Consider the following 21,159-nt stretch of genomic DNA (forward strand, 5'->3'; position numbering starts at 1 on the left):
AAGCAGTTCTATATAATAAGACTAAAACAAACAAGAAAGGTGAGTATAATGATGAAGCTCATGAAAAAAGTACCAGCAGGGACATTTCTTATTCCCATGCTGGTTAGCGCGTTTATCTATACTTTTTGGCCGAACTTATTCAATATAGGCGGTATTACGCAAGATTTCCTTGGGGGAAGCAGTATCAACTTTATTATTGGGATGATCACTTTTTGTTCGGGAGTTGGGATAGATATTAAGAGTGTTTCAAAACTTCTAAAACATCATGGAGTTGTCTTATTAGTAAAAATAATCCTAACGATTGCAGCGGGTTTACTTTATATGAACTTCTTTGGACAAGAAGGAATATTTGGAATTAGTGCTTTAGCTTTTGTTGTGGCTTTGAGCAGTATAAATCCAGCCCTCTATCTTTCACTGGTTAGTGACTATGGTGATGAGGTGGACAGAGGTGCTTTTGGGGTAGTTAGTTTATTTGCTATCCCTGCACTGCCTTTACTTGTTTACGCCGTTTCTGGAGGAGGAACAGTAAGTTGGATGCCGATCATCTCCACACTGATTCCGTTACTACTGGGAATTATTTTAGGGAATCTTGATCATGATTCTAGAGTCTTTTTTGGTAGTGGGACAAGTATTTTAATACCGTTTCTTGGATGGAAAACCGGTCAAGGGATGAATTTGATTGATGCGTTTCAAGCTGGTTTATCTGGAATCTTACTGGTGGTTGTATTTTACATTTTGATGAGTCTGTTAGTAATAGCGGATAAAACACTTGCAAAAAGTGATGGGGTTTCTGCTATGTCTATGAATGCTGTAGCAGGTGTGTCTGCTGCATTCCCAGTGGTTATAGCTGCCGCAAATCCAGGCTTAGATGCCTATGTATCAGACGCATCTGCACAAGTCTTGACCGCCTCAATTGTGATGGTCATTGTGACACCGGTAATCACTAAAAAAATCTATCAAAAAGTACATCTTAAGAAAAATTTATCATTTTTTAGAGCTGTATAGAGATAAATAATAGGTTGAAACAATTAAAAAGTTATAGAATAAATACTGTTAAATGCGTTTCAAGAGTTTGATCACATGCCTACAAATAGAACTTCCCTGTTGAGGAGCTTTTCCTCAGCAGAGAAGTTCTATTTGTATTCAGTGGTCACAAAGATTTATGTCTTGTGCTCTATGCATAAAATTTTATCAGTTAGTTGTGACTCAAATATTGAAGAGCTTACAGTCTATTCAAAATCTTCGCTTAAGATCTCTATACGTTTTTCAAAACTAACTTCTTCATGGATTTCGTGCAACATCCAGACATAACCGAATGGATCTAAAAAAATTCCGTTAGATATGCCCATGTTTTCCATTTTAGTGACACCTTGAATTTCTGTACAACCTTGTTCAATCGCTTTATGGTAGGTTTCATTAATATCGTTGACCATAACATTGAACCAAAACGATTGTGGCGCGCCTTCTTTAGGGGCCACCAATTGGTATTCAGGATTTTCATCCAGCATGTGGAAACGAGTGCCAAAAATAGTGAAAACTGCCTCGTTAGAACCTGTCTTAAAATCCGTTACTTCTACACGCTCAACCGCAAAAATCTTTTCATATAATTCAATCGCCTTGAGACTATCTTTCACCACAAAATCAAATTCAACAGCTTCCATTGTATTCATCCTCGCTTTTTATTTTTAGTATAACAGAAGCCCCCTAAGAGTTGCTAATCATACTTCGAGAAGAGAGTTGTTCTAAAAATCCACAGACTAAAAAAGCCGGTAGTTCGAATTTGACAGAGTATCCAGTGTGACGTATGATAGTTATTGAAAAGGACACCTTTTAGTGTCGTATAATGATAGACGTAGTGAGGAGAGGATGATGTTGACCGAAAAAGCTGCAGAGAGAAGTGTCTTTGAAGCTGTTTCTGATGCTAACAGACGGAAGTTGCTTCGCATCTTGGCAGATGCTGATGAGTTGCCGCTTTACGACTTAACGGCTCAATTTGAGATAGGACGCACAGCTATTTCTAAACATTTGAATATTCTAAAAGAAGCTGATCTGGTTACTAGCAGAAAAGTAGGTAGAGAAACTAGGTATCGGTTAAATGCTTCACCCTTAAAAGAAATTAAAGATTGGGTATCTTTCTACGAAGATTTTTGGAAAGAAAGAATCAGTAAATTAAATCAATTATTGGAGGAACAAAAAATGACAGCAGATGTAACGTTAGATTTTCAATTAACTAGTCCAATCGAAGTAGTCTGGAGCGCCTTAACCAATTCGGATATGCTTGCCCAATGGATCTGGGACAATAATTTTAAACCTGTTGAAGGACAAGAGTTTCAATTTCGTTCAGAACCGAATGAGTATTGGGATGGCATTGTAAATGGAGAAGTTATTGAAGTAAACGAGCCTCATAAATTATCTTATACTTGGGCAAGTGCTGGCGAAACAACCACTGTTACATGGACATTGACAGCGAATGAGGAAGGAACAGCTCTTCACTTTGAACAAACGGGCTTCAGTGAAGAAACAAAAGCTGCTAAAGGGGCTATCGAAGGGGCTAAATACAGCTGGATGGAATTCGGCAAGAAATTAACAGTGCTATTGGAATCAACAAAATAACTTGACTCAAAAACAGAAGATTTTTTCTTAAACCGGAAAGACTTCTGTTTTTCTCATTTGGAGGGAAAATGATGGAAAAGTTTGAAGAATTTTTAACGGGAATCGATCATCCAGATCACCGGGAACGCACACAAGAAATACTGCAGCGGGTATCCGAGCAGTATCCACAATTAGCGACTGTCATCAAGTGGAATCAACCGATGTTTACGGATCATGGTACGTTTATTATCGGCTTTAGTGTGTCCAAGCAACATTTGGCAGTGTCTCCTGAAAATGCAGGAATCACCCACTGCGAGGAAGCCATCAAGCAAGCCGGCTATGACTATACAAAAGGAATAGTGCGTATCCCATGGAACAAGCCAATGGATTACTCATTACTGGAGAAGATGATTGAGTTCAATATGATGGATAAGGCGAACTATACTAAATTTTGGCGATAGTACAAAAAAATAGCCCTCTAGCTACCAAAATAAATGGTTATATAGAGGGCTGATTTATTAAGTTAATAGTAAATTCAAATTAAAACGCAGCTGTCCAGCCGCCATCTGCTGTAATAATCGTACCATTTACAAATTTAGATTCTTCAGTACCCAAGAAAAGTGCTACGGCTTCAATATCTTCCGGTTTTCCGACGCTAGGAATGACACCTTGAACAACTTTAGTTCTTGCTGCACCAAATTCACTGACATTCGTCATACTGTTTCCAATATTAGTAGCTACAGCACCTGGTGCGATACCGTTCACGCGGATGTTGCTTTGTGCATACATGTAAGCTGAATTTTTGGTTAACGCTACAACAGCATGTTTTGAAGCCCCATAAGCTACGCCAGCATGAGCACCGTTCAACCCGCCTGTAGAAATGACGTTGATGATATTTCCTTGTTTATCATTTTCCAACCAGTAATTGATTGATTTACGCATAGAGCGCATGACACCTTTAGTATTTACATCGAAGATACGATCCCATTTTTCATCCGTAATTTCGCCTACTGATTCAAATCCATCCATAATTCCAGCGTTGTTGACTAAGATATCCAACGTTCCGTATTCTGTGATAGCTGTATCAATCATATTTTCAATATCAGTTGCTTCAGACATGTCTGCTCGAACAGCAATTGCATCGCCACCGTTAGAAACAATGTCTTTAGTGACAGATTCTAATTCTTCAAAGTTAAAGTCGGTCAAGACAACTTTTGCACCTTCTCCAGCATACAATTCTGCAATCGATTTTCCCATTCCAGATGCAACTCCGGTAACTAGTGCGACTTTCCCTTCAAGTTTTCCCATTATATATCCTCCTCAGCTATGTAAATCGTTTTCTTTTCGCGAAGTAGTATACCGCTATTTAGATTTTATTACTATGATTTTTTTGTGACTTTATCCTATTTTACTGCTATTAAAGCTAAGTGAGTATGCTCAAATGGAAAATAATAATTTTTTTGTTGACGTGAAGGGTGAAAAAAAGTAATATTTAAAAGGGCTCCCAATAAACAGGTGAGCACAATAAAATAAACAAATCCCCCCGTTCTGAAAGGAATGGGGATTTTTTTGTTTTATTGCCCTCGACATCGAAATAGGGGGATTTATCATGACAAAATATTTATTTGTTACAGGAGGCGTAGTGTCTTCAATCGGGAAAGGTATTGTAGCAGCATCGCTAGGAAAATTATTAAAAGAGCGCGGATTAAAGGTGACGATCCAAAAATTTGATCCGTATATCAATGTAGATCCTGGAACAATGAGTCCTTATCAACATGGAGAAGTTTTTGTGACGGATGACGGTACGGAAACAGATTTGGATCTAGGGCATTATGAGCGGTTTATTGACATTCGCTTGAACCAATACTCCAATTTGACGACAGGTAAAATTTATTCCAATGTTATCCAAAAGGAGCGCAAAGGGGACTATTTGGGCGCAACAGTCCAAGTGATTCCTCACATCACCAATGAAATCAAAAACAAAATCGTCCGCGCCGGTGAATCCACTGATTCAGATATCGTGATTACTGAGGTCGGCGGAACAGTAGGAGATATTGAATCTCTTCCATTTTTAGAAGCGTTACGTCAAATGAGAAAAGATGCCGGAAGTGAGAATGTTCTTTATATCCATGTAACACTGGTCCCTTATTTGAAAGCTGCTGAAGAATTGAAAACAAAGCCTACTCAACACAGTGTGAAAGAACTGCGCAGCTTAGGAATCCAACCAAACCTGTTAGTGGTTCGAACAGAGACCGAATTACCTGACTCCGTAAAAACTAAACTCGCCAACTTTTGTGATGTGGAAAAAGAAGCCATTATCGAAAACCAAGATGTAACGTCAATCTATGAAATCCCTCTATTGTTAAAAGAACAAAAAATGGACGACATCATTTTGGACAAATTGAATATCCAAGCTCCACAACCCGATATGACAAGTTGGAAAGAGCTGGTCACTAAGACCCAACAGCTTCAAAAAACAGTCCGGATCGCCTTGGTCGGAAAATATGTCGCACTGCCAGATGCTTATCTGTCAGTCGTTGAAGCCTTGAAACATGCTGGTTACCAAGTGAATCGGAAAGTAGACATTGACTGGATCAATTCGGAAGAGGTTACTGCGGAAAATGTGGCTGATATTTTGAAAGATGCTGACGGGATACTGGTTCCGGGCGGATTTGGGAGTCGCGGATTGGACGGTAAAATGTTTGCTATCCAATATGCACGGGAAAATAAAGTGCCATTTTTAGGTATTTGTTTGGGAATGCAACTGGCGTGTATTGAATTTGCACGGAACGTGGTTGGCTTGAAAGAGGCTGATTCTACGGAAACACATCCAGAAACTAAACATCCAATAATCAGTTTAATGGCTGACCAAGATGAGCTGGGAGATTTAGGCGGTACGCAGCGATTGGGATTGTATCCATGTGAGCTTGAAGAAGACTCTTTGGCACGTTCGTTGTATCAAAAAGAATCTATTGATGAACGTCACCGTCACCGCTATGAATTCAATAATGCTTATCGCGAAAGTTTAGAGAAACATGGCATAGTCTTTTCAGGATTATCACCTGATAAACGCTTGGTCGAAGTGATAGAATTGAAAGATCATCCTTATTTTATTGCCAGCCAATACCATCCTGAGTTTCTTTCACGGCCAAACGCACCGCATCCGTTGTTTGCAGGATTGCTTAGAGCTGCCGTAAAAAAATAAAAAGCTGTAATATGTGAAAGTTCCATTAAGTAAAGTTGCTAGGATTTCTAAAATCAATCATTAAAAATAAAGTCATTCTCTCATGAGAATAGGAGATTGGCTTTATTTTGGTTGAACTGCACATTGCGTATTGACGAAATTTATTTACTATGATAAAGTAAGTGGATAAACTGATGGAACGAAACAATTACGATTTAACACAAGAAAAGAGGATAAAATAATGGCAAAGAAAAGTAAAATTGCAAAAAGCAAACGACAACAAGCAACAGTTGAAAAATATGCAGAGTTGCGCAAAGAATTAAAAGCTGCCGGCGACTACGCTGGATTACAAAAATTACCACGTGATGCTTCACCAACACGCTTAAAGAACCGTGATGCAGTAGATGGTCGACCAAGAGGCTACATGCGTAAATTCGGCGTATCCAGAATTACTTTTAGAGATTTAGCTCATGATGGTAAAATTCCTGGCGTTAAAAAAGCCAGCTGGTAAAAAAAACTCTATTAAAATACTCCTCCTTTAGATTTTTTCTTAAAGGGGGAGTATTTTTGTTTTCCTTACGAAGAGATTTGAACAAAAAATAATTAACTATCTTACTTTACAAATTATACCGCCAGGGGTATAATTTGTAATACGGGCGGGGGTATAAAAATGAAAAAACTTCTTATAAAAAGCATAAAAGGATATCAAAAGGGGATTTCACCTTTATTTGCACCAAGCTGCCGTTACTATCCAACTTGTTCTCATTATGCTGTTGAAGCGATAGAAAAACATGGAGCAGCTAAAGGAACTTTGATGGGAGCATCGCGTATTTTGCGGTGCCATCCTTTTGTAAAAGGCGGGCATGATCCTGTTCCAAATCATTTTTCATTAAAAAGAAACCATCACTAAAACACACATAGAGAGGAAAGAATGATATGACTGTAAAAGTAACCGATACAAGTTTGGCATCAGAAGTGAAGAAAGGCATTACGTTAGTTGATTTTTGGGCTCCTTGGTGTGGACCGTGTAAAATGCTGGGACCAGTTTTAGAAGAACTGGAAGAAGAATTTACACCAAACATCAAAATTGCTAAATTGAATATTGATGAAAACAATGAAGTGGCCAGCCAATTGGGAATCATGAGTATTCCTACAATGGTGTTATATCAAGATGGCCAGCCGATTGAAAAAATCGTCGGCTATCAACCAAAAGAAGTGTTAAAAGAATATTTGTCAGAAAAAATAGCAGCCAATTAATCAAAGGAGGAGAACTATGTTTTTCAAAAGAACACCTACCATTTCGACTAACGAATTAGAACATCAATTATCTGAGAAACCACAGATTATTGATGTACGTGAACCAAGTGAGTTTCGGGCTGGACATATCCCGGGAGCGAAAAACGTCCCATTAGGAAAAGTAGATCGCTATACTCCAAAAGGAAAAACATATGTCATCTGTCAATCAGGTATGCGCAGTAAAAGAGCTGCAAAAGTATTATTGAAACAAGGGCATGATGTAGTCAATGTTCGCGGAGGAATGATGTCGTGGACTGGAGCTAAAAGAGGAGGCAAAAGCTAGTGAGAGTCGTGATTATTGGAGGAGTAGCAGGAGGAATGTCTGCAGCTACTCGGTTAAGACGCTTGAATGAAACGGCAGAAATCATTGTGTTGGAAAAAGGACCTTATGTATCCTTTGCTAACTGTGGGTTGCCATATTACGTTGCTGGTGAAATCGAAAACCGAAGCGACTTGCTGGTCCAAACGCCAGAAGCTCTGCAGGCGCGTTTTGAACTGGATGTCCGTCCTAACAGCGAAGCAATCGCAATAGATTCAGAACAAAAAGAGGTCACTGTTCAATCAGGAGAAGCTGAATATGCATTATCCTATGATAAATTGATTCTTTCTCCTGGAGCTAAACCGTTTGTACCACCAGCTGAAGGACTAGAAGAAGCCCAAAATATCTTCACATTGCGTTCAGTACCGGATGTGGACGCTATTACTGAATTTATAGATGCTCATCAACCTAAAAAAGCGGTAGTGATTGGAGCTGGATTTATCGGTTTGGAAATGGCTGAAAGTTTGGCACACCGGGGATTAGAAGTCATCATTGTTGAAAAGGCTCCACAAGTATTGCCGCCATTTGATGAAGAAATGGCAGCTTATATTACTAAAGAATTAGAAGCGAATGGCATCAAGCTGTATACAGGACTGGCAGCTGAATCATTTGAAGAAGCTGGTAAAGTAATTGTGCTGGAAAACGGAGAGCGATTAGAAAGTGATCTTACGCTCATGTCTGTAGGTGTCAAACCAGAAACGACACTTGCTGTAGCAGCTGGTATTGAAACTGGAGTACGTGGCGGGATAGTTGTCAATGAACACTATGAAACGAATTTAAAAGACATTTACGCTGTTGGAGATGCTATTGTGGTCAGACAACAAATCAATGGCGAAGATACGATGATTGCGCTAGCTTCTCCGGCAAATCGCCAAGGTAGACAAGTGGCGGATGTGATCAGCGACTTGGAACGGAAAAATAAAGGCAGTATTGGAACAGCCATCGTTCGAGTGTTTCATTTGGCAGCAGCTTCAACAGGTCTGAATGAAAGACAATTGCAAATGAACGATGAAACCTATGAAGTAGTGCATATCCAAGGAAAAAGCCATGCCGGTTATTACCCAAATGCGGGAACAATTGTATTGAAATTGTTGTTTCACCCTACTACCGGAAAGATTTTTGGCGCCCAAGCTGTTGGAGAAGACGGGGTAGACAAACGGATTGATATCTTGGCAACGGCTATCAAAGCAGGAATGACTGTCGAAGATTTGCCGGAATTAGAATTTACGTATGCACCTCCTTTTGGTTCAGCAAAAGATCCCGTGAACATGGCGGGATACGCTGCATTGAACCTGATGGAAGGGTTAAGCGATTCTGTACAATGGCATGAATTAGAAGACAAACAACAAGAAGGGTATTTGTTGTTGGATGTTCGAAATGAAAGTGAGCTTGAAAAGAATGGCCGCTTAAAAGGATCGGTTAATATTCCTTTAGATAGTTTAAGAGAACGACTGTCAGAAGTTCCTAAAAACCAGCCGATTATTGTGAGTTGTCACAGCGGGTTGCGCAGTTATCTTGCGGAGCGCATATTAAAGCAAAACGGCTATAAAGTGAAAAATTTAGATGGAGCGTTCGCGCTTTACTCTACAGTTAGACCAGAAAAGGTGGTAAACTAATGTATAATTCAATATCAATGCCGGAATTTGAACAAAAATGGAAAAAAGAGAACCTTCCTGTAGTAGATGTGAGAGAAATGGACGAATGGGAAAATGGACATTTAGATGGAGCTGTCCATGTTCCTTTAAGCAATCTATCAACTGCAAAAGAAACATTAGATAGAAATCAAGAGTATTATGTAATGTGTCACTCAGGAGCGCGTTCTTCCATGGCTTGCCAACAATTAGCTAAAGAAGGCTACAAAGTTACAAACGTAATGGGAGGAATTTCTGCTTGGAGAGGAGAAAGAGTGTAATGGAATACGATGCAAAAATTGTCAATCGTTTAAAACGCTCCGATGGTCAATTGCATGGAGTGTTAAAAATGATTGAAGAAGAAAAGGATTGTGCAGATATCGTGACCCAATTGTCTGCTGTCCGTTCGAGTATTGACCGCGCCATCAGTCTGATCGTAGCAGAAAACTTAGTAGAATGTGTTCAAGTGAATATCAAAGATGGCCATACAGGTGAAGAAAGTATCCAACAAGCGATTCAGTTATTGATGAAGAGCAGATAAGCCGAAACCACTCATTTATAGGAATCTACAAAATCCGGTGCGGCAATAAAGCTTTATTTAAACTAGGTGTTGCTGGTTCTTGATAAGTGGAAAATAAACTAGAATAAAGACTTGGCTTCTCATTTGAGAAGCCGAGTCTTTTTTTTGAATAAAAATATTGGATAAAATACGGCATCATTATTTTTTTGTTGCAAATACAACAAAACAAGGTTAAGATAAAAACAGAAGACGAAAAATTTAGGAGATAGAAATATGACGGAAATTTTAAGGGATATCGGAGTGATCGCCAGAGCATTGGATTCAATTGCGAATATTGAGTTTAAAGAATACGATTTGACGCGTGGTCAATATTTGTATCTAGTGCGAATTGTTGAAAATCCAGGTATCATTCAAGAAAAAATGGCTGAAATGATCAAAGTAGACCGAACAACAGCAGCAAGAGCCGTTAAAAAACTAGAAGACAATGGGTTCATCGAAAAAATGCCAGACCTTGAGAACAAAAAAATCAAAAAGCTCTACCCCACTAAAAAAGGGAAAGAAACTGCGACTATAATTCTTAAAGAAAACAGCTACTCAAACAAGGTTGCTTTAAAGGGATTCTCAAAAGAAGAATCTGAAACTATCTCGTTTCTTTTGGAAAGAGTTCGAAAGAATGTAGAAACCGATTGGGACTCTGTGAAAAAGGGACATAAGAGACAGTATTAAAATAGAGATATGAAAGGACACGAGAGATGACTGATGAAATCAAGCGATGTACACTAGAGGATTTAGCAGAGTTACAAAAGATTAGTATCGAAACGTTTAGCGATACCTTTCTGGATCAGAACGAAGCTCAAAATCTGCAGGATTATTTAAACAAAGCTTACAATAGCGATCAATTAAAAAGAGAATTAGAAAATCCACGTTCAGAGTTCTACTTCTTATACGATGGAACAGAACTTGCGGGTTACTTAAAAATCAACACAGGCCAAGCGCAAACTGAAACCATACAAGAAAATGCTTTAGAAGTCGAACGAATTTACATTAAATCCAACTTTAAGAGAAAAGGATTAGGTAAAAAACTGATTTATAAAGCTCTCGAACTAGCAGAAGAATATCAAAAGACAACTATCTGGCTGGGAGTATGGGAGGAAAATCTTGGAGCGATAGCGTTTTATCAAAACCTTGGATTTGTTCAAACGGGTGCGCACTCATTTTTCATGGGGAACGATGAGCAAGTAGACTATATTATGACCAAAAGGATCTATAGAGTGGAGGGATAACGATGAAAAAAATAACAGTAGAATCTGATTTTTGGGCATTGTTTCCAGATGCTCAAATCAAGGTGTTGACGGTAAAAAATGTCCATAATCAGAACAGTGAAGAAAGTCGAGCTTATTTTACTGAGCTGCTAAAAAATGGTAAAAAAGAAGCTCAGAAATACCTGACTGAAGAGACGTTTAGCCTCAATCCAGTAGTAGCTGAATGGCGAAAAGCATTTAGTCAGTTTAAAACGAAAAAAGGAGCTCGTTCTTCGATCGAAGCTTTGTTAAAAAGGGTAAGCCAAGATAGAGATTTTACTCCGATTAATCCATTAGTGGATAGTTACAATAGTATCTCGCTAACTTATGGACTGCCTTGTGGTGGAGAAGATGTGCATTCTATCCAAGGCAACCTGCATCTTGGAAAAGCCCAAGGCGGAGAAGGGTTCCGACCTTTAGGAGCTGAAGCAGATTCACCCGCATTGCCCGAAGAAATCATCTATTACGATGATGCAGGGGCTATTTGCCGGTGTTTTAATTGGAGAGAAGCTCAACGGACAATGCTGACAGAACATACAACTGATGCGATACTGGTGATGGAGGCTATTAATTCTGTCCAAGTTCAGCGCGCAAATGAAGCTATTGCTGATTTAAAAGATCTGGTGGATACTTATTTTAAAATTGAAAGCCGCGTTTTAACTTTAACGAGAGAAAATCCTTCAGTTTCGATCTACTGAATGATTTCCATTGAACAGATAGACAAAATAAAGAAGCCTTGTTTTAAACAAAGCTTCTTTATTTTGCCTAAATTGATTTTATTTGAACAAATTGTGCTCAATAAATGCTCTCCGCGGCTCTAAAAAGTCGGGAAGGGTTAACGGTACATCGTCAAATTCCGCATCATCATAAGATTCAGGGGCGCTTTTATCCAAAGCGTCTTCTTCAGTAGCTACTTCAATCAAGAGATTATTGGGTTCTCTAAAGTAAAGTGAATAGAAAAATTCACGATTCTTGATCCCAGAATTGATAAAGTTCTTGTCGGCTACTAATGTTTCGACTGCTTGCAAAGCGTCTTTGTTTTTCACGGATAAAGCGACATGATGAGCTCCTCCGATCCCAAGAATTTCCAAAGGATTCTGTTTATCTTCTATCACGTGGATTTCTTGGTTCAAGAAGCTATCTGCTTTTGATAACACGGTTACTGGTAAATCACCTTGCATCAGGTGCTTCGTGACAGATAGATGAAAGAATTGTTCTAGAATAGTTGTTGTTGCCAAAGAATAACGCACTCTCAAATGAATCGAATCGATTCCGACGATGGCATTTTCAAGGGAGATATCAGCTGTCTCTCTACCAAAATAATCACTCGGAGAACCAGACCCTTTTAGAGGTACCAGACCTAATTGCACGCCATCATAATCTTCAAAACGCAGGATCTTAGAGTCGTTGTAATCTTCAATTTCGCAATTGAATAAACCATAGTCATTCAAGCGCTTTTCCCAAAAGTAAAGAGCCTCAACAGAAGGAACTGCAAAAACAGTTCGTTCGATTGAATTAGTGCCGAATGCTTTATCCGCACCGCTGGTCATTTGGAAAATCGTGAATTCGGTACCTGGTCTGCCTGTAGTATCCGCAAAAAATAAATGGTACATTTCTATATCATCTTGGTTTACTGTTTTTAATAGCAAATCTAATCCAAGTAGTTTATGATAAAATTGGAAGGATTTCTCAATGTCTCTGTTTATAACCGAAACATGATGGATAGTAGAATGATTCATCATGGTAATTTAGCACATCCTTTAAATGAATGATTGGAGAGAACTTCTTATGGAATATATTAACATACCCGCTTCAGCAAATGAATTTTTTGTGTTGTTTCATGGAACTGGAGGAAATGAATACAGTTTATTAACTGTCACTGGAGATATCGATCCCAATGCTTCTGTCATCAGTTTTCTTGGTGAAGAAGGGGCTGGAGAAACTAGAAGATTTTTCAAACCTCTAGTCAATAGACAACTGCAACGCGATGATTTCAACAAAAAAGTCGCTGCTTTTTTAACGCTTTGGGATACAGTAAAACCGACTGATGCTAAAATTACTTTTATCGGCTATTCAAATGGAGCCAACTTTGTTTTAGGGTTGCTAGAAAAACGTCCGGACATTGCGGAAAACATTGTCTTATTACACCCATCGAATTTAGAATACACTTTTGAAAAGGGCTCAAACTGCCGTATTTTTCTAACGGTTGGCGCAAATGATCCCTTGTCTGTACCTGGAGATGTGATGAAATTAGCGAAACAGTTGACTGAACAATTTCCGTCAACGGAGCTGAAAATGTTGGATAGTGGGCATGAAGTAACGCCTATTGAAGTCCGTGCTGCAGCAGAGTATCTGAAAAAAGAATAAATACACAAAAAACTTCTGCGGTTTAAGAGAAGTTTTTTTGTATTTTCAAACCTTTTACCCGGTTTACTCAAACTTCAGTTCATTTTTGCGAAAAATATACATTGGTTGTATAGAGTAGAGATGTACGGTAGTTCGTTGCAGAGCTGCAAAGAATCTATTTTTGGGAGGGAAATAATGTCTATACTTAAAAAGTATAAGAAATATTCATCTTCAAAAATTGCAACCATGATGATGCTGGTACCAATGGTCTTATTTGGATGTGAAGCCACTTCATCGGCAGATTCAGCGGAATCCTCTTCATCTGCTGTGACAGAGTCAACCAATACGAACGGTGAACTGCTGGATAGTAAACCTGAAGTAGCTGAAGTTGAAACCAATAATGTACCCAATCGTATCATTACGACACTTAATGGAAATCCTCAAACACAAATAGGCTTTAACATATCATAAGCCTTTGTATTCTAAATCGTATCACTCACTGCAAGATGAAGATGTTCAAAAAGTCAGAGAAGAATTTATGCAAATGATTGACGAATTAGATGTGGATTTAGCGTTGCAAGGCCATGACCATGTAGTTTCCAGAACGAAATCACTGAATTTTGTGCCGACAGAAGAAAACTTCTCCAATGCGACTGTGGATCAAGCGGAAGTTGTATTAAATGAAAGCAATGTTGAATATTACAGAAATCTTTCAGGAACAGTATTTGTTTTGCCAAATACAGGCGGAACAAAAGCGTATGACGAGCTTTATGGCAAATCATTGGAGCATATCCATGAAGTAAGACCGAATTTAGAGTGGATGACTTAAGAAAATCTAGACTACTACAACAATTTATTTGCTTACGGAACTCAACCGCAAAAAGATGTTGTTTTCGCAAATTCACATTCCAATAATCGTGATTCTACGATCCAAAACTTTGCCGTATACAATGTAGCTGGAAATGAACTGACGGTAGAAATTTACCAAGTCTATGGTGATCTGCAAGAAGATGAAGAACGTGCAGTGGAAAAAGTGCATGAGTTTAGGATTGTGAAAGACTAAATTGGCAAATTGAAAAAGTTGTCTCAAAATAAATTTCTGGTGAGGTTTTTTTGCTGTGTTCACATAAGAGATTATTTAGGGATAGAAGCTATCTACAGGTTGATTCCATCATGTGGTGGAATCTGAAGTTGGAGGTGAATATTTACTATATTGCAGAAATAGATTTTTTTCTGTCTTTTCTGAACAAATCAGCAAATTAATATAGTAAAATTCAGACTGAGTTGATATTATTTTAGCAGAAAAAGATACGAAAATAGGCTATAATTCTAATAGAGAAAAAAGAGTTGGATAAGCTGAAATCAATCATTATGCAACAACTGTTTTTTTATAAAAGGGAGAGAAAGAGCATGGAAAAAGAAGAAATTAATTACGATCAAGATGAAATTTTTTATTTTATTGCCGGTTATACAAGTAATGGTATTCCGTATGGGATAACTTGGGAACAAGCAGAAGAAGAAGGACTAATAGAACCAGAACAAAATAACTAGGAAAAGCTTCAGTATCAGTAAACTAACTGCTGGAAAAGAATTATTGATAACTTAAAGTCTATACTATATCAAAAGAGAGGTGCTTATGATAGCAAATGAAGGGCTGAAAGATATTATATTAGATGTTGTAGACAATCAATTAAAGATGGAAGAACCAAAGTGTACAACTGAAACTTTCGAACGTCTTATTATTTCAGGATATACCGAGCATGAAGCAAAAGAGCAGATTGCTGAGGTTTTGCTAGAAGAAATATACGTTAATTTAAAAAGGGGGAAAGAGCAGTTTGATGAAGAAAAGCTTAGAAATCAGTTAAACCGTATAGAGGGTAAAGAGAAACCAAATCGAGCTCCTACCGAATCTTCAAAAAAAGCAGTCACTGAAATAATAAAGCAAATTGAATATATTGCTGACAGAGCTTTCCCTGAAGAAGAACTGAAAGAAATAATTGCTAGAAAAGAAGAAGCCATTCCTGTGTTGATGGATACCCTTAAGAGAGCAGCAAATGATCCAGAAACCTATTCTTCTGATAAAGACTATGTGGGGCATATTTATGCTATTTATCTGTTAGCTCAATTTAAAGTAACAGCAGTTTACCCAATTGTGGTTGAATTATTCAGTCTGCCAGATGAAATACCGCACGATTTATTTGGAGATACGATAGTTGAGGATGGGGGCAGAATCTTAGCTTCCATTTGCGGAAATGATTTAGAACCTATCAAAGAATTGATCGAAAATGAAAAAATTGATGAGTATGTCCGAGCTGAAGCTATACAAGCATTAGCTGTCTTGGCGTTAAATAATAATATCCGACGAGAAGAAGTCATTGCTTATTATAGAGAACTCTTTAACAAGATAGAGAATATGACTATACTAACGCTGTTAATATCTACTGTTACTGATATTTATCCAGGAGAACTGTATGAGGAGATAAAAAAAGCTTTTAAGGATGAAAAAGTAGACACTTTTCTAATTGATTTAAAATTCGTAGATATGATGATGAACTATGGGAAGTCAAAAGTATTAACTATGGCTACAGAAAATAAACAGTTGCAAATGATTGAGGATACTATTAGTGAATTGAAACACTGGGCAATGTTTAAACAAGAATCTGGAGAAGAATTTCTGGATTTGCTTGATTTCGCTATTCCACTGCCGAAAAATCCATTGAATCATAAAACAATTGTAAATGAAGTGAAAGTAGGCCGTAATGATCCTTGTCCATGCGGCAGCGGCAAAAAGTATAAGAAATGCTGTGGGAGGTAAGAGGAGAAAGATGCTCCAATGATTTAAAAGGGCCTTATCAGGATTTATGCCTGATGAGGCTCTTTTCGTTTATAACAGTAATGTTGCTAAACTAACAAACTGTGTTATATAGAGGGATGTTTTAAACTTAAAAGGGCTATTGTTTTAGGTTTGAATTTCTATTTTTTAAACTGTGAAAAATACATGAGTAAATCGCTAGGAAAATCCAATAATGCATTCTATGACTTAATTCTAAATGCTATAATGGAAATAACGACATTATTAGGAAAAGAGAGAAAAAATGACGACAAAAAAGTATCTTACAACATTGAACACCCGTCCTTTTTTGTATAAAGAAACAAAAGAAATAGCTGGATTAATAGTTCAAGGAATAGCTACAGAAGAAATCAGAAAAATGGTTCTTCAGGAAAACCTTTTCCAGTTAGCAAGTAATGATAGAGCAATCAAGTTTTTAAATGAAATTCTGAAACGATTAAAAGAACTAGATTTTTTTTTGATGGATCATTTTATTGAGTTTGATCCTTCTACTAGTAAAGCTATTTTATTATACGCTCTTTTGAAAAAAGATCAGCTGTTTTATGAGTGGATGCGCGAAGTAGCATGGGATAAATTAATCATCATTGAATGGCATCTTACCACAAAGGAAACAATGGCTTTTTTTGAAACCAAATCTGAACAAAATGAAGTCATTAAAAATTGGGGAGCGGCCACTAAAAAACGTTTAGCAAGTGCTTATCATAAAACACTAGTAGACGCTGAATATGCAGTGTTTACTGATGAAGGGCTACAGTTGCAACCTCTTATCGTTAGTCCGAGTGTTCGGCAGTATTTGAAAGAAAACAAAGAAAAAAATATCGTAGAAATTTTGTTAGGAGAGTCTTTAGGATGAGACCGATAGATGTACGACTGGACGAACTAAAAGATAAACTTGTGGATCCTAAATTGTTGAGTAATAAGGGTCTGGGAAACGAAGTTGGGTTTTATGTATTTGATTACGAACCAGAGCAAGAGTTAGTTGTACGAGAATCGATACCAGATATCAAAAAATATATTGAACGTGAAAATCCAGAAGCTAAGATACAAGTATTTGATCTCTATGATATTGTATTGGAATTTTTTGAACAGAAAGGCTATATGGAAAAGAATTTTAAAATGGAAAAACAAAAAGGCAGTGAATTTTTGTTCGATAAAATGAAAAAAGCTATGCGAATTGCTACTGAAAGGGATTGGATTATTCAGTATATTACTGAACACCTGGATGAAGAAGCGATGGTGTTTATTACAGGAGTCGGCAAGGCATTTCCTTTGATTCGCTCGCATACTGTTTTGAATAATCTACAGACAGTTGTAGAGAAAAAGCCCTTGATTTTGTTTTATCCTGGAAAGTATGAAGAGGGAAGCTTGAAATTATTTTCTCGTTTATTAGATGATCATTATTATCGAGCGTTTAAGCTTATTGAAAATTAAGAGAGCAATGGAGGGAATGGAATGAAGATCCAAGAGTTATTCAAAAAAGACATTAACCGCGAGATTCAAGGAGTTATCAAAATTGGACAAAAAGAGAAAGAAAATATTCGTCAAGAATTAGAAGAATATGTCGTGACGGAAGAACTGGCAAACCATTTTGAAACGTTTTTCAATGCCTATATGCGTGCTTATGATAGACCGACGGATAAGGTAGGAGTCTGGATTTCTGGTTTCTTTGGTTCCGGTAAATCACACTTTTTAAAGATCCTATCTTATTTATTAAGTTCTACTGTAGAACTAGACGGTAAAAAAGCTGTTTCGTATTTTGAAGAGAAAATACATAATCCATCTGTTTTAGAAAATATGAAACGCGTGTCTGAATCACCTAGTGAAGTGGTGTTATTCAATATTGACTCAAAAGCAGAATCAGATACTAAACAAAATAAAACAGCTATTGTAAAAGTTTTTAATAAAGTCTTTGATGAAATGCGCGGCTTTTCAGCTAGTATTCCTTGGCTGGCACAATTGGAAGAAACATTAGAAAAAAATGGAACATATGCAGACTTTCAACGTCATTTTGAAGAAGAAACAGGTTTTACTTGGACTGAAGGACGAGATGAGCTGTACTATAACATGGACGAGACTATAATAGCTTTATCTAAAGCTACAAATATGTCAGAGGAAAGTGCACGAAGTTGGATTGAAAATGGTGAAAACAACTATTCTATTTCAGTAGACAGTTTTGCGCAAAGATTGAAAGAATATGTCGATACAAAAGAGGATGATTTTAGATTAATCTTTGCTGCGGATGAAGTGGGCCAATTTATTTCTGGAAGTACACAGTTGATGTTAAATCTACAAACTGTAGTAGAAGATTTAGGGAAATATTGCCACGGGAAAGTTTGGGTATTGGTGACTTCACAACAAGACATCGATAGTTTAAGAGAAGACTTATCGTCCACTGATTTTTCTAAAATTCAAGGTCGTTTTAACACACGTGTCAGTCTAAGCAGTGCCAATGCAGATGAAGTCATCAAGATTCGTTTACTAGACAAGAGAGAAGCGGCATTTGATTCCTTGACGCTTACGTATGCCGAACACGAAGCAACATTAAAAAACAAGCTGGAGTTTGAAAATGCAGCTACTATGCGTTTTTATAAAGATAGAGAAGATTTTGCTCGTGTCTATCCGTTTGTACCGTATCAATTTAACCTGCTACAAAAAGTCTTTACAGGTATTCGTGAACACGGATCGGCTGGGAAACATTTGTCTGATGGAGAAAGAAACTTATTGGAGTCTGTCCAACAAGCAACTATCCAATACCAAGAAGACAGTATTGGGAAATTGATTCCCTTTTATACGTTTTACGAGAATATTGACCAAGCACTAGAACATTCTGTACGCTCAACTATTATTAAAGCCAATCAAAATGAATCGTTGGAAAGTTTTGACGTGAATGTACTAAAATTGCTTTTTTTAATTCGATATGTAGATGAAATGCCTGGAACCATCAAAAATATGACCACTTTAATGATTTCAGAATTGGAAGAAGACACACTAGAACTAGGAAAATGTATCAATAAATCACTGAATTTATTGGAAAGAGAATTTTTGATCCAACGTATTGGAAATAAATATCTCTTCTTAACGAATGAGGAACAAGATGTGAATCGAGAAATCAGTCGGATTCAAATTCCGACTTCTGAACTAGTTCATGAGGCTGGGAAAACCTTGATAGATGAGATATTAAATCTCAAAAAATACACATATAAACCATTTCAAGATCGTCCAAATATTCAATACTTAATGGAGGTTTCTCAATGGATTGATGATCGAGCATTGCGCAATGCGCCTATTGATTTGGGTATTCGCTTTGTGACGATCCATTCCGAGTATACCGAAGAACCTGAAGTGGTTGCTTTATCGCAACGCGAACCAAAAGTAGTAGTCCAATTGCCGCAAGATGAAAGCTTTAAAGATTTAGAGTATTACTTAAAAATCACTCAATACTTACGGAACCAATCCGCAAAAACCAAAACACCTATTGTTCAAGAAATCAATGATCGAAAGACCAATGAACGTGGACAAATCCAACAAGTATTCAAATCGAAATTGCAGTCTGCTGTTGAAGAAGCGGTTATTTATGTGAACGGATATAAAGTAGAAACAACAGGTTCACCATTGAAACGGATGGAAGAAGGTCTTCGTGTTTTAGTGGAGTCTACTTATCCTAAAATGAATTATATGGAAAAATCCTACACCAAAGAAATGATTGAAAAACTGATTGAAGATCGAGAAATGGGCTTGTTAGAAGATCAATACGATGATGAAAACAGTATGGCCACACAAGAAATGGAACGTTATTTAGATATCCAAAAAGAACGCAATATGGTTATTACGTTACGAGAACTGATGGAACGCTATCAAAATGAACCGTATGGTTGGAAAGACCTGGATATCCAGGCTAGTTTAATTCGATTAATCCGTGAAGAAAAAGTTGTTTTCACTTTAAACAGCCGGAAAATGGATGTTCAAGAATCAGACTTTATGAAGCAAATCCAAAAGAGAGATACGCAAGAACGCATTGTGGTTATAAAACGTAAAGTATTGGATTCTCGAATTGTTGACAAAGTAAAACGTCTCATAAAAGACTTGTTCAGTATTACCTCTATCGGTGAAAAAGAAGAAGAGATGTATGCATCGATTGCTGATCGTTTCAGTAAAGAACAAAAAGACTTGGATCTTCTAAAAGAACGTTATCGCTATAACGCGTTTCCAGATCAAAAGTTGGTCGAACAAGGGCTAAAAGAAATCACTAGTCTGTTGAACATTAAAGATTCTAGTGAATTCTTAACTTATTTAGCTGAAAAAGGCCAAGTCATACTGGATACTTTTGATGATCTACATGATGTAAAAGACTTTTTCAACTCCAATAAAAAAAATATCTATATCAATGCTAAAGAAAAATACAAGTTGTATGAGGAAGACCGCAATTATTTGAATAATGAGGAAATTGACCACATTATGAAACAAGTGAGCGATATTCTTAAAATGGCTCGTCCATATGGAAAAATCAAAGACTTGAATGATCTGATTGATCAATTTAACAATGAATTGAGTCAACATTTGGAAAATGTAGCTGCTCCTATTCAAGAAGTGATCGAGCAAGATCAACAAGACATTGAAAGAGAATTGACTCAGTTAAACGGATTTATGGAACACGATAAAATCCAACGTAACTATCAATTCAAGTTGGATGATTTGCAACAAAAGGTAACTAATACTAATACGGTCGGAAAATTGCGTTCTTATAAAGATGAAAGCAAAGAAATTAAATTGATGATCATGCGTCAAATTGAAGACGCCAAACAAGCGATTGCTCAAAGACAGGAAATAGAACGCCAAAGAAGAGAAGCAGCCGAAAGAAAAGCTAGAGAGAATGAGGAAACAGGTAGTGAACATTCTGGAACGCAACTGGAGCCTAAAATCATTGACCCTATTCCTCCAGTACCAGAGAAAGTGATCAAACAAGAAAAAGCTTTGGTGATGGGAAAAGAGGAGATATTGCCGCGCCGAATGGTTGAGTTGCGCACGGAAGAAGACATTGAACACTACCTTAAAACGGTTAGACAAAGCTTATTGGAACAGCTTGGTGAAGTAGACGTTATCAAGTTAACGTAAAGGGGAT

General features: G+C 37.3%; 25 protein-coding genes. 22 read left to right on the top strand and 3 right to left on the bottom strand.

All coding sequences use genetic code 11. The features are described 5' to 3' along the window. Positions 1 to 60 precede the first annotated feature (60 nt). On the top strand, positions 61 to 1,005 hold the full coding sequence (locus tag ACEN4I_RS03255) for a 2-keto-3-deoxygluconate permease (RefSeq protein ID WP_407127513.1): 945 nt from the start codon (positions 61 to 63) through the stop codon (positions 1,003 to 1,005). Positions 1,006 to 1,229: 224 nt separating this feature from the next. On the opposite strand, the gene ACEN4I_RS03260 is transcribed toward ACEN4I_RS03255, so the two are convergent. Next, positions 1,230 to 1,661: a VOC family protein gene (locus tag ACEN4I_RS03260; RefSeq protein ID WP_079650724.1), complete on the bottom strand. Its 432-nt coding sequence runs from the start codon at positions 1,659 to 1,661 to the stop codon at positions 1,230 to 1,232. Between the two features lie 208 nt (positions 1,662 to 1,869). Here ACEN4I_RS03260 and ACEN4I_RS03265 point away from each other — a divergent pair, with 208 nt between their 5' ends. Both ACEN4I_RS03265 and ACEN4I_RS03270 read left to right on the top strand, forming a co-directional pair. Beyond that, entirely contained in the window at positions 1,870 to 2,613 is a 744-nt protein-coding gene (locus tag ACEN4I_RS03265; protein WP_407102104.1) for a metalloregulator ArsR/SmtB family transcription factor, read from the top strand. 68 nt (positions 2,614 to 2,681) lie between these two features. Next, positions 2,682 to 3,053 carry an iron chaperone gene (locus tag ACEN4I_RS03270; RefSeq protein WP_407127515.1) on the top strand — a complete coding sequence of 124 codons (372 nt, stop codon included), beginning with the start codon at positions 2,682 to 2,684 and terminating at the stop codon, positions 3,051 to 3,053. A gap of 79 nt (positions 3,054 to 3,132) precedes the next feature. Here ACEN4I_RS03270 and ACEN4I_RS03275 read toward each other — a convergent pair whose 3' ends face one another. Continuing rightward, positions 3,133 to 3,900: a glucose 1-dehydrogenase gene (locus ACEN4I_RS03275; protein ID WP_407102105.1), complete on the bottom strand. Its 768-nt coding sequence runs from the start codon at positions 3,898 to 3,900 to the stop codon at positions 3,133 to 3,135. 301 nt (positions 3,901 to 4,201) lie between these two features. Here ACEN4I_RS03275 and ACEN4I_RS03280 point away from each other — a divergent pair, with 301 nt between their 5' ends. The 11 genes from ACEN4I_RS03280 (at position 4,202) to ACEN4I_RS03330 (ending at position 11,541) form a co-directional block, all read left to right on the top strand. Then, positions 4,202 to 5,797, top strand: a complete 1,596-nt coding sequence (locus ACEN4I_RS03280) for a CTP synthase (RefSeq protein ID WP_407096589.1) — start codon at positions 4,202 to 4,204, stop codon at positions 5,795 to 5,797. A 220-nt stretch (positions 5,798 to 6,017) separates the two neighbouring features. After that, positions 6,018 to 6,287: a 30S ribosomal protein S14 gene (gene rpsN / locus ACEN4I_RS03285; protein ID WP_407096588.1), complete on the top strand. Its 270-nt coding sequence runs from the start codon at positions 6,018 to 6,020 to the stop codon at positions 6,285 to 6,287. 159 nt (positions 6,288 to 6,446) lie between these two features. Beyond that, entirely contained in the window at positions 6,447 to 6,686 is a 240-nt protein-coding gene (yidD, locus tag ACEN4I_RS03290; RefSeq protein WP_407102106.1) for a membrane protein insertion efficiency factor YidD, read from the top strand. 26 nt (positions 6,687 to 6,712) lie between these two features. Next, positions 6,713 to 7,033 carry a thioredoxin gene (trxA, locus tag ACEN4I_RS03295; RefSeq protein ID WP_407102107.1) on the top strand — a complete coding sequence of 107 codons (321 nt, stop codon included), beginning with the start codon at positions 6,713 to 6,715 and terminating at the stop codon, positions 7,031 to 7,033. Positions 7,034 to 7,049: 16 nt separating this feature from the next. Further along, complete coding sequence (locus tag ACEN4I_RS03300; RefSeq protein ID WP_407102108.1) at positions 7,050 to 7,355, top strand: rhodanese-like domain-containing protein; 306 nt, start codon at positions 7,050 to 7,052, stop codon at positions 7,353 to 7,355. Continuing rightward, the gene (locus ACEN4I_RS03305; protein ID WP_407102109.1) at positions 7,355 to 9,007 is read left to right on the top strand and encodes an FAD-dependent oxidoreductase; all 1,653 of its coding nucleotides are present in this window, start codon (positions 7,355 to 7,357) and stop codon (positions 9,005 to 9,007) included. Before ACEN4I_RS03300 ends, ACEN4I_RS03305 begins: the two co-directional genes overlap by 1 nt. Further along, positions 9,007 to 9,303, top strand: coding sequence for a rhodanese-like domain-containing protein (locus tag ACEN4I_RS03310; RefSeq protein ID WP_079650573.1), 297 nt, complete (start codon positions 9,007 to 9,009; stop codon positions 9,301 to 9,303). The genes ACEN4I_RS03305 and ACEN4I_RS03310 overlap by 1 nt, the downstream gene beginning before the upstream one ends. After that, positions 9,303 to 9,563 (top strand): metal-sensitive transcriptional regulator, encoded by a 261-nt coding sequence (locus ACEN4I_RS03315; RefSeq protein ID WP_407102110.1) that lies wholly within the window; start codon positions 9,303 to 9,305, stop codon positions 9,561 to 9,563. Before ACEN4I_RS03310 ends, ACEN4I_RS03315 begins: the two co-directional genes overlap by 1 nt. 252 nt (positions 9,564 to 9,815) lie before the next feature. Continuing rightward, positions 9,816 to 10,268, top strand: a complete 453-nt coding sequence (locus ACEN4I_RS03320) for a MarR family transcriptional regulator (RefSeq protein ID WP_407096583.1) — start codon at positions 9,816 to 9,818, stop codon at positions 10,266 to 10,268. 26 nt (positions 10,269 to 10,294) lie between these two features. Then, positions 10,295 to 10,825, top strand: coding sequence for a GNAT family N-acetyltransferase (locus tag ACEN4I_RS03325; RefSeq protein ID WP_407102111.1), 531 nt, complete (start codon positions 10,295 to 10,297; stop codon positions 10,823 to 10,825). A 2-nt stretch (positions 10,826 to 10,827) separates the two neighbouring features. After that, on the top strand, positions 10,828 to 11,541 hold the full coding sequence (locus ACEN4I_RS03330) for a B3/4 domain-containing protein (RefSeq protein ID WP_407102112.1): 714 nt from the start codon (positions 10,828 to 10,830) through the stop codon (positions 11,539 to 11,541). 78 nt (positions 11,542 to 11,619) lie between these two features. Here ACEN4I_RS03330 and ACEN4I_RS03335 read toward each other — a convergent pair whose 3' ends face one another. After that, positions 11,620 to 12,585 (bottom strand): VOC family protein, encoded by a 966-nt coding sequence (locus tag ACEN4I_RS03335; protein ID WP_407102113.1) that lies wholly within the window; start codon positions 12,583 to 12,585, stop codon positions 11,620 to 11,622. A gap of 46 nt (positions 12,586 to 12,631) precedes the next feature. On the opposite strand from ACEN4I_RS03335, the gene ACEN4I_RS03340 reads away from it, so the two are divergent. The 8 genes from ACEN4I_RS03340 to brxC all read left to right on the top strand — a co-directional run bounded on the left by ACEN4I_RS03340 (position 12,632) and on the right by brxC (position 21,152). Beyond that, entirely contained in the window at positions 12,632 to 13,210 is a 579-nt protein-coding gene (locus ACEN4I_RS03340; RefSeq protein WP_407102114.1) for an alpha/beta hydrolase, read from the top strand. A gap of 174 nt (positions 13,211 to 13,384) precedes the next feature. Then, a complete protein-coding gene (locus ACEN4I_RS03345; RefSeq protein WP_407102115.1) occupies positions 13,385 to 13,660 on the top strand; it encodes a hypothetical protein in 276 nt (91 codons plus the stop codon). 73 nt (positions 13,661 to 13,733) lie between these two features. After that, on the top strand, positions 13,734 to 14,018 hold the full coding sequence (locus ACEN4I_RS03350) for a hypothetical protein (RefSeq protein WP_407127516.1): 285 nt from the start codon (positions 13,734 to 13,736) through the stop codon (positions 14,016 to 14,018). Positions 14,019 to 14,599: 581 nt separating this feature from the next. Continuing rightward, positions 14,600 to 14,740, top strand: coding sequence for a hypothetical protein (locus ACEN4I_RS03355; protein WP_407102118.1), 141 nt, complete (start codon positions 14,600 to 14,602; stop codon positions 14,738 to 14,740). Positions 14,741 to 14,825: 85 nt separating this feature from the next. Then, positions 14,826 to 16,004 carry a DUF1186 domain-containing protein gene (locus ACEN4I_RS03360; RefSeq protein ID WP_407102119.1) on the top strand — a complete coding sequence of 393 codons (1,179 nt, stop codon included), beginning with the start codon at positions 14,826 to 14,828 and terminating at the stop codon, positions 16,002 to 16,004. 280 nt (positions 16,005 to 16,284) lie between these two features. Further along, positions 16,285 to 16,893 (top strand): DUF1819 family protein, encoded by a 609-nt coding sequence (locus ACEN4I_RS03365; protein WP_407102120.1) that lies wholly within the window; start codon positions 16,285 to 16,287, stop codon positions 16,891 to 16,893. After that, on the top strand, positions 16,890 to 17,471 hold the full coding sequence (locus tag ACEN4I_RS03370) for a DUF1788 domain-containing protein (protein ID WP_407102122.1): 582 nt from the start codon (positions 16,890 to 16,892) through the stop codon (positions 17,469 to 17,471). The genes ACEN4I_RS03365 and ACEN4I_RS03370 overlap by 4 nt, the downstream gene beginning before the upstream one ends. Before the next feature lie 21 nt (positions 17,472 to 17,492). After that, complete coding sequence (brxC, locus tag ACEN4I_RS03375; protein WP_407102124.1) at positions 17,493 to 21,152, top strand: BREX system P-loop protein BrxC; 3,660 nt, start codon at positions 17,493 to 17,495, stop codon at positions 21,150 to 21,152. The last annotated feature ends 7 nt before the right edge of the window (positions 21,153 to 21,159 follow it).

The organism is Desemzia sp. FAM 23990 (assembly GCF_045528485.1).
Taxonomy (GTDB): Bacteria; Bacillota; Bacilli; order Lactobacillales; family Carnobacteriaceae; genus Desemzia.

Excerpts from the sequence above, each read along its gene's own strand:
- ACEN4I_RS03310 (WP_079650573.1), top strand. The coding sequence starts at position 9,007 with ATGTATAATTCAATATCAATGCCGGAATTTGAACAAAAATGGAAAAAA.
- ACEN4I_RS03280 (WP_407096589.1), top strand. The coding sequence starts at position 4,202 with ATGACAAAATATTTATTTGTTACAGGAGGCGTAGTGTCTTCAATCGGG.
- ACEN4I_RS03330 (WP_407102112.1), top strand. The coding sequence starts at position 10,828 with ATGAAAAAAATAACAGTAGAATCTGATTTTTGGGCATTGTTTCCAGAT.
- ACEN4I_RS03300 (WP_407102108.1), top strand. The coding sequence starts at position 7,050 with ATGTTTTTCAAAAGAACACCTACCATTTCGACTAACGAATTAGAACAT.
- brxC (WP_407102124.1), top strand. The coding sequence starts at position 17,493 with ATGAAGATCCAAGAGTTATTCAAAAAAGACATTAACCGCGAGATTCAA.
- ACEN4I_RS03320 (WP_407096583.1), top strand. The coding sequence starts at position 9,816 with ATGACGGAAATTTTAAGGGATATCGGAGTGATCGCCAGAGCATTGGAT.
- trxA (WP_407102107.1), top strand. The coding sequence starts at position 6,713 with ATGACTGTAAAAGTAACCGATACAAGTTTGGCATCAGAAGTGAAGAAA.
- ACEN4I_RS03350 (WP_407127516.1), top strand. The coding sequence starts at position 13,734 with ATGATTGACGAATTAGATGTGGATTTAGCGTTGCAAGGCCATGACCAT.
- ACEN4I_RS03265 (WP_407102104.1), top strand. The coding sequence starts at position 1,870 with ATGTTGACCGAAAAAGCTGCAGAGAGAAGTGTCTTTGAAGCTGTTTCT.
- ACEN4I_RS03275 (WP_407102105.1), bottom strand. The coding sequence starts at position 3,900 with ATGGGAAAACTTGAAGGGAAAGTCGCACTAGTTACCGGAGTTGCATCT.
- ACEN4I_RS03315 (WP_407102110.1), top strand. The coding sequence starts at position 9,303 with ATGGAATACGATGCAAAAATTGTCAATCGTTTAAAACGCTCCGATGGT.
- ACEN4I_RS03345 (WP_407102115.1), top strand. The coding sequence starts at position 13,385 with ATGTCTATACTTAAAAAGTATAAGAAATATTCATCTTCAAAAATTGCA.
- rpsN (WP_407096588.1), top strand. The coding sequence starts at position 6,018 with ATGGCAAAGAAAAGTAAAATTGCAAAAAGCAAACGACAACAAGCAACA.
- ACEN4I_RS03255 (WP_407127513.1), top strand. The coding sequence starts at position 61 with ATGAAAAAAGTACCAGCAGGGACATTTCTTATTCCCATGCTGGTTAGC.
- ACEN4I_RS03365 (WP_407102120.1), top strand. The coding sequence starts at position 16,285 with ATGACGACAAAAAAGTATCTTACAACATTGAACACCCGTCCTTTTTTG.
- ACEN4I_RS03355 (WP_407102118.1), top strand. The coding sequence starts at position 14,600 with ATGGAAAAAGAAGAAATTAATTACGATCAAGATGAAATTTTTTATTTT.
- ACEN4I_RS03325 (WP_407102111.1), top strand. The coding sequence starts at position 10,295 with ATGACTGATGAAATCAAGCGATGTACACTAGAGGATTTAGCAGAGTTA.
- ACEN4I_RS03335 (WP_407102113.1), bottom strand. The coding sequence starts at position 12,585 with ATGATGAATCATTCTACTATCCATCATGTTTCGGTTATAAACAGAGAC.
- ACEN4I_RS03270 (WP_407127515.1), top strand. The coding sequence starts at position 2,682 with ATGATGGAAAAGTTTGAAGAATTTTTAACGGGAATCGATCATCCAGAT.
- ACEN4I_RS03370 (WP_407102122.1), top strand. The coding sequence starts at position 16,890 with ATGAGACCGATAGATGTACGACTGGACGAACTAAAAGATAAACTTGTG.
- ACEN4I_RS03360 (WP_407102119.1), top strand. The coding sequence starts at position 14,826 with ATGATAGCAAATGAAGGGCTGAAAGATATTATATTAGATGTTGTAGAC.
- ACEN4I_RS03340 (WP_407102114.1), top strand. The coding sequence starts at position 12,632 with ATGGAATATATTAACATACCCGCTTCAGCAAATGAATTTTTTGTGTTG.
- yidD (WP_407102106.1), top strand. The coding sequence starts at position 6,447 with ATGAAAAAACTTCTTATAAAAAGCATAAAAGGATATCAAAAGGGGATT.
- ACEN4I_RS03260 (WP_079650724.1), bottom strand. The coding sequence starts at position 1,661 with ATGGAAGCTGTTGAATTTGATTTTGTGGTGAAAGATAGTCTCAAGGCG.